Annotated in this window: 10 protein-coding genes and 1 pseudogene; 6 read left to right on the top strand and 5 right to left on the bottom strand. The window is 47.0% G+C overall.

The features are described from left to right. Positions 1–193 precede the first annotated feature (193 nt). Entirely contained in the window at positions 194–2,209 is a 2,016-nt protein-coding gene (locus KDK18_RS09745; RefSeq protein ID WP_257254712.1) for an EAL domain-containing protein, read from the top strand. A gap of 139 nt (positions 2,210–2,348) precedes the next feature. On the opposite strand, the gene KDK18_RS09740 is transcribed toward KDK18_RS09745, so the two are convergent. From KDK18_RS09740 to serB, 4 genes are read right to left on the bottom strand one after another with little or no spacing between them, the layout of a single operon-like run. Further along, positions 2,349–2,972: an ATP-binding cassette domain-containing protein gene (locus KDK18_RS09740; protein WP_257254711.1), complete on the bottom strand. Its 624-nt coding sequence runs from the start codon at positions 2,970–2,972 to the stop codon at positions 2,349–2,351. After that, the gene (locus KDK18_RS09735; RefSeq protein ID WP_257254710.1) at positions 2,969–4,663 is read right to left on the bottom strand and encodes an ABC transporter permease; all 1,695 of its coding nucleotides are present in this window, start codon (positions 4,661–4,663) and stop codon (positions 2,969–2,971) included. Before KDK18_RS09735 ends, KDK18_RS09740 begins: the two co-directional genes overlap by 4 nt. Before the next feature lie 34 nt (positions 4,664–4,697). Then, positions 4,698–5,909 carry an ABC transporter substrate-binding protein gene (locus KDK18_RS09730; RefSeq protein WP_257275186.1) on the bottom strand — a complete coding sequence of 404 codons (1,212 nt, stop codon included), beginning with the start codon at positions 5,907–5,909 and terminating at the stop codon, positions 4,698–4,700. 54 nt (positions 5,910–5,963) lie between these two features. Beyond that, a complete protein-coding gene (serB, locus tag KDK18_RS09725) occupies positions 5,964–7,190 on the bottom strand; it encodes a phosphoserine phosphatase SerB (protein ID WP_257254708.1) in 1,227 nt (408 codons plus the stop codon). 489 nt (positions 7,191–7,679) lie between these two features. On the opposite strand from serB, the gene KDK18_RS09720 reads away from it, so the two are divergent. Next, a complete protein-coding gene (locus tag KDK18_RS09720) occupies positions 7,680–8,954 on the top strand; it encodes a hypothetical protein (RefSeq protein WP_257254707.1) in 1,275 nt (424 codons plus the stop codon). Positions 8,955–9,078: 124 nt separating this feature from the next. Here KDK18_RS09720 and KDK18_RS09715 read toward each other — a convergent pair whose 3' ends face one another. Then, positions 9,079–9,780: a hypothetical protein gene (locus KDK18_RS09715; protein ID WP_257254706.1), complete on the bottom strand. Its 702-nt coding sequence runs from the start codon at positions 9,778–9,780 to the stop codon at positions 9,079–9,081. A 382-nt stretch (positions 9,781–10,162) separates the two neighbouring features. Here KDK18_RS09715 and KDK18_RS09710 point away from each other — a divergent pair, with 382 nt between their 5' ends. From KDK18_RS09710 to KDK18_RS09695, 4 genes and pseudogenes are all read left to right on the top strand, one after another. Then, positions 10,163–10,873 (top strand): type I restriction-modification system subunit M N-terminal domain-containing protein, encoded by a 711-nt coding sequence (locus tag KDK18_RS09710; protein WP_257254705.1) that lies wholly within the window; start codon positions 10,163–10,165, stop codon positions 10,871–10,873. Between the two features lie 62 nt (positions 10,874–10,935). Next, complete coding sequence (locus KDK18_RS09705) at positions 10,936–11,232, top strand: hypothetical protein (protein WP_257254704.1); 297 nt, start codon at positions 10,936–10,938, stop codon at positions 11,230–11,232. Positions 11,233–11,364: 132 nt separating this feature from the next. Beyond that, positions 11,365–11,531 (top strand): annotated as a pseudogene (locus KDK18_RS09700) (cell filamentation protein Fic); the annotation flags it as partial. Positions 11,532–11,542: 11 nt separating this feature from the next. Then, on the top strand, positions 11,543–12,749 hold a 1,207-nt coding region (locus KDK18_RS09695; protein ID WP_257254703.1), incomplete at its 3' end, for a restriction endonuclease subunit S.

The raw sequence follows: 12,749 nt of genomic DNA, 5'->3' as shown, positions 1-12,749 counted from the left end.
CCTCAATTTCTTGCAATCCTCGCTACGGACGCTTAAGTCCGACAGGCTGCTAGTACGTCTTCTTTAGTAGAATAAGTTTTTGCAGGGAGTGCAATGGGGGCCGGGCCATAGGTAACAGACTGACTGTTAGCTGCCCTGATAAGAGAAAAATTACCATAACTGAAACAGCTTTAGGCTAAAAAAAACTGCCATCATGAACAATAATAAACAGCCGTTACGCCTGTTGACACTCGAGACCTCCAGAAACGAGGCAGAGCGTTGGGTTAAACTTTTCCGCAACTCCGGCCTTCCTGCCCGGGTGCAACAGTTAGACACTCTTGATGATCTTGAGGAGGCACTGAGCACTGGCCAGTGGGATTTATTGCTCACTGTTGAAGAAACGCCCTTGCTGAATGCCGGGCAGGTTTTGTCGAGCATTCAGAGATTAAAACTCGATATTCCAGTCATTGTTTCTATTCATGATAATAAACCCGATATCATCAGGCATTGGCTGGAGAAAGGGGCGGGTGATGCAATCCATCACTCTCACGAAGAACATATATTGCATGCCCTGCTCAGAGAAAAGGCGAGTCAGGAACACCGACAACAACTGCAAAAACTGCAAAAAGAGCTGAACGACCTTAAGCAGCGCTGCCAGCTACTGATGGACAATACTTCTCAGGCCATTGCCTATGTTCACGAAGGCATGCATATCGATACCAACCCTTCTTACAACAAACTATTTGGTTATGAAGACCCCGACGATCTGGCAGGCACGCCTCTGATTGATATGATCGCTTTCCGGGATCAGCCACTGTTTAAAAATCTGATCAAGCATTTCAAACCGGGAGATGAACAACCCACTGTCGAATGCCAGCTAGTGAATGTAGAAGGTCAAACGTTTCCAGCAACAGTCCTGCTATCCGATGCTGTGTTTGATGACGAGCCGTGCATCCAGGTCATAGTAAAAGGCAATGCTCCCACATCAACGGCAACGACGGTGGTTGATCGGGAAGAAAATTCTATTCTGGTTCCCCGGGAACGTTTTACCCCACTGCTCTCTGGTCACCGGGAACCGGAAACTCTGGCTTATCTGAGGCTCGATAACTATGACTCTATTCGAGAAAATACAGGCGTCGACGGAAGTATAGCGATTCAGGAAACAATGAGTCGTTTGTTGTATGAGCATTTACCCGACAGTACTGCCACTCACTATGGTGACGAGGTCTACCTGATCGATGTCCACGAAAAGAATGTTGCCGCTCTGGAGCTATTAAGGGCGGCTCTGGAAAATGAACTGATCCCTACAGGACAACAAACGCTCTTCACAACAGCCAGTATTGGCCTGGCTGAGATTGGTCAGGCTTGTGATGGACAAACCATGCTGGAGCGCGCCCGTTTAGCCTGTCATCTGACTGCCAGCAACGGAGGCAATAAGCTCGAGCTCTTCTCCCAGAGCGCGATTGATAACCAGAAAGCCTGCAATGGTGACACCGTTGCCATGATTCGTCAGGCTCTTGAAAACGACAGCTTTCGTTTGTTATTCCAGCCTGTGATCAGCGTAACCGGAGATGGCCCGAGTTATTATGAAGTTCTGCTGCGTCTTCTGGACCAAAAAGGCAAGGAAGTCCCTGCCGGTGAGTTTATCACTGCCGCGCAGGACAGTGACCTGATGCCATTTATTGACCGATGGGTTATCCGCCAGTCCGTGAAACTGCTATCGAGAAAGCTTAGAAACGGTGAAGACACTCGCCTGATGATTCACATCAGTCAGGCCAGCCTGAACGACGAAGAGTTCACTGAGCGTTTATCTCGCTTACTGGAAGCTGCCGATGTTCCCGGCCAAATGATTGTCCTGCAGATGGCCGAAAGACTGGTTCACCAACATCTTAATCAGGTTAAGACTTTCGCAGAACGCCTGAAGCCTTCTGGTTGTCAGTTTGCCATAACTCAGTTCTCTGGCGAGTCACCTTCCATGAAAATCATGGAACACCTGGATCTGATGTTTGTGAAGCTGGACTGTCTGTTCACGGAGCAACTTGAGCGAAATGAAGACGCACATCTCAAGAGAACCGCTAAACATCTCAAGAGCCTCAACAAAGTCATCATCATACCCGGGGTGGAGAATGCCCAGGCACTCACCAGTATCTGGCAGCTGGGTGTTGATTATATCCAGGGTCATTATCTGCAACCCCCTCTTGAATCCATGACCTACGACTTCAGCAGCTAGCAGCCGTGAGCATCGGCAAATCCGGACAGTCGGTTCCTACTCACTCTGTTGACTCGAAGAATCTGAACCCACCGAACAGTGGTCAGGGTATTTCGAGTCATCCTGCAGGTTCCTGAGATACACTCACTGGGCGAATCGTTCAAAGCTTTATTATTTCACTGGCATCCGGAATATCAGCCGAATCATGAGTGACCATAATGACCGGTATTGATAGCTCCGAAACCCGCTGAAAGACAAACTCCCTGAACTGCTGACGCAAAGCTTGATCAAGCTTCGAAAACGGCTCATCCAGTAACAGAACTTTCGGCTGCGAAAGCAGGGTTCTCATCAAACTGATCCTGGCCCGTTGTCCTCCCGACAGAGTCAGTGGATTATTCTTGTCAAAACCGGGAAGCTGACATTCATTCAAGGCCTGTTCAATTTTCTGTTTTCGTTGGCTCCGGCTATAGGAGGAAGGTATTCCGAAAGCCAGATTCTCACCGACTGAAAGATGGGGAAACAACAGATGATCCTGGGGTTGCAGTGCTATTCCTCGCTGATGGGAGGGTGTATGGGTTATGTTTTTATTATCAAGAATGATGGTTCCTGAAGACTGAAAGTTTCGGGCCAGAGTTCCGCAGAGAACATCAAGAATAGAAGACTTACCACAACCGCTAGGACCCATAAAAACCAGAACCTGACCCTCGCTGACAGTGAAACTCAGATCAGAGACCAGTGATTTTCCTGCAACTGACAAGCTGAGCTTTTTGACTTCCAGCTTCATACCCATCTCCTGACTGGCCGCCGGTTTCTGATCCTCCGGGAACTGAGCAGTAGCATCAGTCCATACATCAACACAGGCAACAGTATTTGTACCAGTGCGTATACCGCCATAACTTTTCTATTACCACCGGAAGCCAATGCCACCGTTTCCGTTGTGACGGTTGATATTCTGCCTGCCCCGGCAAACAACGTTGGCAAATATTGGGCAATGCTGACGGCAAAACCCAGAGCAAAACTGGCCAACAAGGGTTTCAACAGAATTAAACATTTCACCTGCAAAAAGGCCCTGACCGAAGAACCAGACAACATGAGAGCCTGAGCAGTCTGTCGTTCATCATAATACCGCCAGGGGCCTGAAAGACTGAGATAGCAATAAGGCAAAACAAACAGCAGGTGCATAAAAACCACTGACCACCAGTGCCCCTCTGCACCGGAACGAATCAGCCAGATCTGGATACCAAACAAAAATGTCAGCTGTGGCAACAGTAATGGCAGATACATAGTCCGGCTTATCAGTCTGTGCATTTTTTTCAGGTAAGGGGACGCTATTTGGCTTCTCCTGCCCGCTTCCAGTATCAGGACCGAGATAAGCAAAGCCAGAAAAGCCGACACCACGCCAATCAGCAAAGCCATTTCCAACGGTTCCACAAGTCTTGGCCAAGCCCGTTCCCAATGGCGGAAGGACCAACTCTGTGGCAAAAGATGAGGGAATCGCCACCGCCAGACAAACGACCAGATTAACAACATGAACGCACTGGCGCCGAATACAACCAGCAGTGCCTTCCAGCCAAAAATAGACAGACAACGCCAAACACCTTCTCCAGAGCCTCTGCGACCGGAGGTCAGCCAGCCCCTTAGCAAAGTGGCTGCCAACCTTTCCAGCAATACAATAGAACCAATGGCAGCAAGCACCAAAATCATCAACAAAACACTGCCGACAGAGGCCAAAGCCTGAAATTCAAGGTCAGGATTCTGATACCAGTTCAGCACCTGCACGGCAAAAGTGGGCGGTGTTGCCGGGCCCAGTACAATGGCGATATCGACAACAGAGAGGGCAAACACCAGAACTGTCAGCATGGAAAGACGAACTCTCAAGTACAGCTGGGGCCAGATCAACTTTACCCAGACCGTCCAGGATTGATAGCCCAGTCCGGCCCCCGTTCTTAGTATTTCCCTGACCGGCAATTGCCTGATGGCCACCATCAGCATCAGAATCAGAAAAGGAGTTTCCTTCAGAACCAACAATGCGGTTAATGACAACGCCCAGGGGTCCTGCACCGTCTGCCAGTCCGGGGGGCCTTGCCAATCCATGAAAGCTGAGAGTCCCCTGGCCAAAATACCACTGGGCATAATCAAAAAGAACAGCCCTACAGAAAGTGCTACATGGGGTGTTGCCATGATGGGTGATAACCAGCGCTGTGCCTGATACCAGAACCGGCGATCCCAGGCAGCACTGACAAACGCCAGCGCCAGCAGCATGGAGACCAGTGTGCTTGACATACCCGAGAAAAAAGACCACCAGAGCATCTCTGTCAGGCCGGGCGTTTCCCACACTTGCAGCCAGGGAGCAAAAGACAGGGAAGTCATTCCCAGTATCGGTAAATAACCAAATGCGGGCAGAACCGCACTGACTGTGCCCAACAATACGACGGATAAGAATAAAACTGCGACCAGTGCCGCAGCAAGTTGCACAGCAAAACTCTTTCTGAACTTCAAACTGCCTTTCTCACTGACGGTAACGCTTCTGCCACTCTGCTTCCAGAGCGGTTGACCAGGAGCCGTGTGGCTCAGGCAATGTTATGCCCAGAGCTTCAGGGCTGAGGGTAGCGATACCCAGAGGTAACTCACTGAAGTGTCGTTTATCCAACTCAGCCAGTTTTCCCATGCTCAAGACGGTAGGATCACCCCAGACATCCGGGTCCGCTTTGTGTAACTGGGCTTCAGGGGACACCAGGAAGTTAATCACGACCTGCGCAGCTGCTTTTGCACGGGCATTATAGGGAATAGCCAGAAAGTGAGTGTTTCCGACCGTTCCGTCAGAATGAACATAGGTTCTGACGCTTTCGGCAAGTTCGCCATTGGCAATCGCAGAGCTGGCATAAGATGGATTAAACGACATTGACAATAGAATTTCACCATCATCCAGCAGAGGTGTCAGCGCCAGATTGTTCTGCACAAAGGTTTCGCCCTCACGCCACAATAACGGGTGCAGTTCATCAAGATAACGCCACAAGGGTGCCGTTATCTTGTCAAAGCTGTCTGGGCCAACAGGCTGGAACAAAGCCGGATTCTGCTGGGCCAGCTCAAGCAACAACTGCTTAAGAAACGTGGTTCCTACAAAATCAGGTGGCATTGGATAGGTGACCCGGCCAGGATGCTTTCTGGCAAATTTCAATAAATCTGCCGCGCTTTTCGGAGGTGCCTGCACACTCTCCTGATCATAAATAAAAACCAGCTGCGCCATGCCCCAGGGTGCTTCCAGACCTTCAACGGGCTCACCAAAATCCAGAATCGTTGTGGGTTTTTCCCGGGTATCAATCCAGCGGTAATTGGGTAGTTGTTCAGAAAATGGCCCAAAAAGCAGGCCATGATTTTTCATTGAACGGAAGTTCTCGCCATTAATCCAGATCATGTCGACCGTGCCGTCTGAATCGCGACCGGCCTGCTTCTCTGCCAATATACGACTGACAACGTCTGCCGTATTGCTGACTTTGACCTGTTTCAATTCAATATCATAACGCTGTCGTACTTGTTTGGCTGTCCAGCGAATATAGTCATTGACCTGCTGATCTCCGCCCCAGGCATTAAAGTAAACACTCTGCCCTCTGGCCTCTTTGAGAATCTTCCGCCATTTTTCGCCCGCTGAGAGTACAGAGGAAGATTCAGAAAGAGACGCCCCATAGCTGCTTAAAGACCAAAGAGATGCCAAAAAAGCCACAGCCTGTAAGACACGTAAAAAGCTTGTTGTAATCATTGAACGCTGGAACCATCCTTAGCTTTTATCCTGATTCAGTATTTGCAGGTCTTTGTCACTGAAGCCTGACAGGTAGAGTATGCTATCAAGACCCAATGTTGAGATAGACTGTCTGGCGCTTTGCCTGACCAGAGGCTTGGCCCGGAACGCAATGCCCAATCCGGCGATACTCAGCATGGGTAAATCGTTAGCTCCATCGCCTACGGCAATGGTTTGCTGCAAAGAAACTCCTTCACTGAGAGCAATCTGTTTGAGCAGCTCTGCCTTGCGCTCGCCGTTGACGATCTCACCTTTGACTTCACCGGTGACTTTGCCATCGACGATGTCCAGCTCATTAGCAAAAATATGGTCGACCCCCAATCGCTCCTGAAGAAAACGGGCAAAGTAAGTAAAACCCCCTGACAGGATCGCTGTTTTATAACCCAGTGCATTCAGGCATTTAAAGAGCTTTTCAGCGCCCTCCATTATCGGCAGCTTTTCGGCTATGCTCGCCAGAACCGACTCATCCAGACCTTTCAGCATGGCCAGCCTTTCGCGGAAACTCTCGTTAAAATCCAGTTCGCCCTGCATGGCCCTTTCAGTGATTGCTGCCACTTTGTCACCCACGCCCGCTGCTTCAGCCAGCAAATCAATAACCTCGGCTTCAATCAGGGTAGAGTCCATATCAAACACCGCCAGCCTGCGATTCTGGCGATAGATGTTGTCTTCCTGAAAGGTCACATCCATGTCCAGCTCTGAGGACAGGCGCAAAAAGTCCGTTCTTAATGCGTCCGGTTCAGGAGAAAGTCCTCTGACCCCGAACTCCAGACAACGGCCAGACAGTCGGGTAATCCGATCTATATGCAGAGCATGTTCTGTTGTGATATGGCTAGCACGGGCGATGTGCTCTGCTGTGATGTTTTTGGAAAGCAGGGTCAGGATGTAACGATTATTGCTCTGTTCGGATGCCCTCTGTTGAAAGCCTTCATCAGAAAGGGTCTGATAATTGCCGTGAAGCTCAAGTTGATCAAAGTGAAAAAGCAGATCTTCCACCACAGGAGAGACTTTCAGACCATCTGGCAATCGAACGATGATCGTCCATGAAAGAGTTCCACGAGTCAGGGTGTCATGGATAACCGACTGCCCGATATCGAGAATTTCCAGCCCCCTGTTCTGATGAGCACAGGCAGCCATGATGGACGTTATGGAGGCCGTCAGACCGGGTTTGTCTCGCCCTGTCACATTAATCAGCAGAATCTCTCTCACAGTTCACCTGGCTTCTTATCGTTTTGCAAATGGCTATACCCCCAAGCGATTTCAAACATTTCCTATCGCTCATGGCAGTTAGCCGACGCTATTGTAACGCATAGAGTTCGATAGCGTCAGGCAGAGAGAGAATTCTGAGACTCCTTGTCCTTCACTCTGGTTTGTGCTTTGTGGTTTGTGATTTGCCTGAAAGCGGGAAAAAAGCTCCTTTCTCAACAAAATGCCGCTCTATTGGAACTCGTTTGTTCTCTTCATAAAGTCAAACTTTCCAGTGCTGAAAAAAAACTGAAAATTGAAAAACAAGCTACACTGTCGCTTTGATATAAGAATCCTTCAGGGTAATGGGTATAAACCAGCTCTGCACTAATATCCTCGCTCAGTATACGACAACCAAGGGTAGTGTCACGCTCCTTGCCGAAATGATCAAAAGCTGGACCCGTTCAAGCATCAGGTATTTCCAATTTATTTTATGCCAAGTGGGGTTTTTCAATGCTAAAAAGCTTGTGGCAAACATTGATATTTTTAACTTTGGTTGTAACAGGAACGGTTAAAGGGGCCTCTTACCCAACTCCTTCGCCTGAGCCACTCACTATAGTACTGGGCAATGGTTCCATTATTGTTCAGGAGGATATGATTTTATCCATCCATGGTTTTACTCCATTTTTTGATTCCCAAAAAGGCTCAGTACTGCTGATTTCAGACATTAACGAGAAAAGTATCATCAGACTTCGGGCAGATGCCCACCAGTCTCTGGCTGTGACTGATCTGTCAGGTCATCAGATACACATTGATTTACAGGATCTGCTAAAAAATAAAAAGGCTGTTTTTGCGCCTGTTGATGGTTCAATTCATACTGAAAAAACAGGGCGGTTTTTTTCGGGTATTACTATAACGGCAAAAGAATTGTCGTCTGCTTTAAATGGCTTGCCGACAAGCTTACTTTTACAAAACAACGATTATCAAAAGGGCAGTCAGCAAGAACGATATTCAGGCGGCCTAACTCCAGGTCAGGCTATTTTTTCTCTTTCTGGGCTTAGTGGTCATAGCAAGTCACTCCTACCAGCAAGTCATGGACTGCTGGGAATAAACGACAAAAAATCACTACTCTCTGAATTTCTCGATTATCCGGTAGCGCCAACTTTTGTAGAAGTGACGGCCTATATGAATTATGAAAACTACACAGATGCTGAAGAAAACGTCAATGACACTATGATTCTGCTTAGATTTCTGGTGGAGAATTCAGAAACAGTAGGAGTGCTTTATTCTTTGTTAATGTCAGCTTTTTCTACAGCTTTTCTCTGCGGACCTAGCGGAGATGAATTTTCGAAAAGATTCTGGATGAAAGATCAATACCAACCGCTAAAGCTGGAAAAACTTTATCATTTTTTGGTATCCAGAAAGCAAAGCGAAATAGATAATGCGTCCCAAACCGTTGAAGGTTCGACTGGGGGAGCTTCGGCAGCATTGCCGGAGTCTGAAAACGCAGTGACAGCAGTGGGTTATGCGATTGCCAGACACATTAGAAGAGTGTTTTCAAGAAGTACAGACGAAAAGATCAAATCTATTCTGGAACACTTCCTTGGACCAGAGCTTCCTCTTCAATATGATGAAGAGCAACTAGACAAACTGGTGAGAGTTGCAAGGCTTCTTAAGCAACATGCCGAGGAAAGAGCAGGTGGAGAACAGTCAGATGAAGATGAAACCTCGAGCAGTGATTCTGAAGATGACATATTAAGCAATCTTAAAGACAAACTGAATTTCTGATCTCAAATAATGCCGCTGATGCGGGCAATTCAGGGTAAGTCTCTCAACAACCCTGATACGAGCAACCCGGAGCACCGCATCAACAAACAAATTGCAGCTCACTATAATCTGCCTTTTCGTCAGGTTATTCGCGGGCAGACGAGCCTTTAAGATCATTAGGTGAAGATTTGGTCTGTAATGCCTCAAATTCACTTTTTACAGCTTGATAACCGGGGGCATCAGGGGCAAAATAGAGTTCATCAAATAAGCTTGTGGTTTTAACAGCTAGAGACCAATTCAAACCATCTTCAATTACATTAAAAGCACTGGTCAAAGAAAAAATCTCCTCACCCCGATAACTAACATGATAATCAGAAGTAAATGATCCCTTCTTGACTTCAGAAAAGTGTCTACCATCATTCAGATTTTCATCTGTTGAAATATTCAGAGGCTCAAGATATTTAAGTAATTGGGTGACTTTCTCAAATACTTGGATATCCTGATCAGGAGCTGCCTCTCTACCATACATATTTTTGTAAATCAGAGTTTGCTGTTTCAGCTGTTCTAAGTAATTAATGATAGTTGTCACATTCTCCTGAGCTTTTTTGTTTGCTGCGTCTATTTCAGTGCTCGCCTGGTTAGACACTACTCTCTGTTCAAGTGACGTGCTGCTGCTGGCAACGGCTCCCAAGTTCTGACTTGAGTGATCGGGATCGCTGCTCAATGAAGCATCAACATTGTCAGCTGCCGTTGTAGTTCTGCCGAAGCTGACACCCTTTGGTGTTTCCTCCTCAGGCTTTGGTGAAAAAAAACCAGCAGTGCTGGAGTTGTTATCTACGTTATTCATATTGACTACTCCTTTGTTAATTTTGTTCCCACTTAGAAAGAACATTCAAAATGGCTTCAAAACTCTGAGTCGGTTTTGAAACAAAAGTTCATAACATTGGAGTAAGTGCAATTAACAAAACTGCGAATAAGGCCTGATCTACCCGATGATTTTAGATTTACGGTCAAACAGGCCACTTTTCAGGCAGTTTCTTGTCATGTTGTAGTATTTTGACTCTCACGGCCCTCTTCTGGGAGAGGCTTCTCGCCGAAGCTGGTAAACTGAACCCTTTTTTACCGACAGAGCTACCGAGACCCACGCTCCGCCTATTGCTGATTGCAGTAGCCAAATCTCCGGGCGGTAGCGTACTGTCAAAAGAACCTTGTTTTCAGGAGTGCCATCAATGACCAGTGCCCAACAGCGCGCCGAACTACAGCGCCAGATCTGGCAGATCGCCAACGATGTGCGTGGTTCAGTAGACGGCTGGGACTTCAAACAATACGTGCTGGGCACTCTTTTCTACCGCTTTATCAGTGAGAACTTCACCAACTACATCACGGGCGGTGATGACAGCGTCAATTATGCGACAATGGATGATGGCGATGAAAACATTGTCGCAACCAGAGAAGATGCCATCAAAACCAAAGGCTATTTTATCTACCCCAGTGAACTGTTTGTGAACGTAGCGGCCAATGCCAGCAAAAACCATAACCTGAATACCGAGCTGGCTGACATATTCAAGTCGATTGAATGTTCAGCCAACGGTTATCCGTCAGAAGCCGATATCAAAGGCCTGTTTGCCGATTTCGACACCACCAGCAACCGTCTGGGTAACACGGTAAAAGATAACAATGTGCTGACAGATCAGCATATCCAGCAGATTATGGCAATCTTCCACAGCAAGGACGATGTGGAGCATGTCGCAAAGTCGGTCAGCCTTGAGACGATCACTGACAATGACTACAACCTGTCGGTCAGCAGTTATGTGGAAGCCAGGGATACCCGGGAGAAGGTTGATATTACTCAGCTGAATGCTGAGCTGAAAACTACGGTTGGCAGGATAGATCAGCTACGCTCGGAGATTGATGCCATTGTGGCTGAGATAGAAGGTTGAGGCATGAACATTTGAAAATATCTTTCAAATGGTGAATAACTGCCGTAGACGACAAAGAGAGGATGCGATTCACCATGTATTATCTCATTGAACACAATCGCACCACCAAGGCTACTCAATGCGATGAATACAGTGATTACTCTGCGGCGCAGGCAGTCTGCCTGCAAAAAGAGCTGCATTACTTTCTGAACAATAAAAATGAAATAGAAGTGGTTATTTTTGAAGCCAACACCATTGATGACTTAAAGCGTACCCACAGTCGCTATTTTGTTAACGATGCACAGAAAGCTAATACAACAGACGCTTTATCGGCGATTGGTCTGCTGGGTCTTGCTATTTCTTTGTTGAATAAAAAGTGAGCAGGGCGAGCATGATTTTCGACAAGCACAATTCATTAGGGATGAGAGATTTTATGGATCAACTGCCGGTTGAGCTTGAGGCGCTTTATGTAGTTATTCGAGATTTTCGAATAACTGCCAATGCCAGAAAAAGAGTACCTCTCTGCCATGCAACGCAGTGTCGTCAAAGATATCGAGTCAAACACCTGCTCAGGCAAGCCTTAACCGATCGGATAGACGACCGTGACCTGTATATGAAAGGCATTGATGTTAGTTATTTTTATGAAGGTTATAGTGAGTTCAGGACTGGGGACTTGTAGTGGTGGGTGATATGGATTTTATGGAAAGGCTGTTGGATGGGGCTGAGGTTGAGTGGGTGCCTTTAGGCAATGAAAAGTTTTTTGAGATTGCCAACAAAGGGAGAAAACCAGTAAAAGCGTCCCTCCGTTCACCGGGAAAAACACCATATTATGGAGCCAACAACATACAAGACTACGTTGAGGGGTATACTCATGATGGTGAATTCGTACTAATTGCAGAGGATGGCTCAGCAAGTCTCGAAAAATACTCTATACAATATGCAACTGGAAAATTCTGGGCTAACAATCATGTGCATGTTATACGTGGAAAGTCGAAACTTAACACAAGATTCATATTCCACTACCTTTGCATTGTTAATTTCATACCGTACTTATCTAGCGGTGACAGAGCAAAGTTAACAAAGGGGAAAATGCAACAAATTCCAATCCCCATCCCCTACCCACAAAAATCCCTAAAAATCCAATCCGAAATCGTCAGAATACTGGACAAATTCACCGAGCTGACCACCGAGTTGACCACCGAGCTTAATGCACGGAAAAAACAATACAACTACTATCGTGATCGGTTGTTGAGTTTTGATGGTGGGGAGGTGGAGTGGAAGACTCTGGGAGAGCTTGGTGAGTTTATTCGTGGAAAGCGATTTACCAAAGCAGATTATGTGGATAATGAAGGTGTTAACGTTATCCATTATGGCGAAATTTATACTCAGTACGGCGTTTCGGCAACTCATGCGGTTTCACAGGTTCGCCCTGAGCTGGCCCCATCACTGAGGTACGCAGAACCCAATGATGTTGTAATAACCGATGTCGGGGAGACCGTTGAAGATGTTGCTAAAGCGGTTGCCTGGATTGGAGATGATAAAGTCGCGATTCATGATCACTGTTATGCGTACAGACATTCACTGAACCCTAAGTACGTTTCCTATTGCATGCAAACAAGCTCATTCATTGCAGATAAGGCAAAGTATATCGTTCGTGCAAAAGTGAAAACGCTGTTAATTAAAGGATTCTCGAAAGTTCAAATACCCGTTCCCTATCCGAACGACCCAGAGAAATCCCTCGCAGAGCAGGAGCGAATTGTTGCCATACTGGACAAATTCGACGCCCTGACAAACTCCATCACCGAAGGCTTACCCAGAGAAATAGAGCTGCGCCAAAAGCAGTACGAATACTACCGTGACTTGCTGCTAAGCTTCCCAAAACCAGAAGAGAGGGCAG

Source organism: Endozoicomonas sp. SESOKO3 (assembly GCF_024606255.1).
The sequence above is the reverse complement of the archived record's forward strand: the minus strand, read 5'-3'. Positions and strand labels throughout refer to the sequence as shown.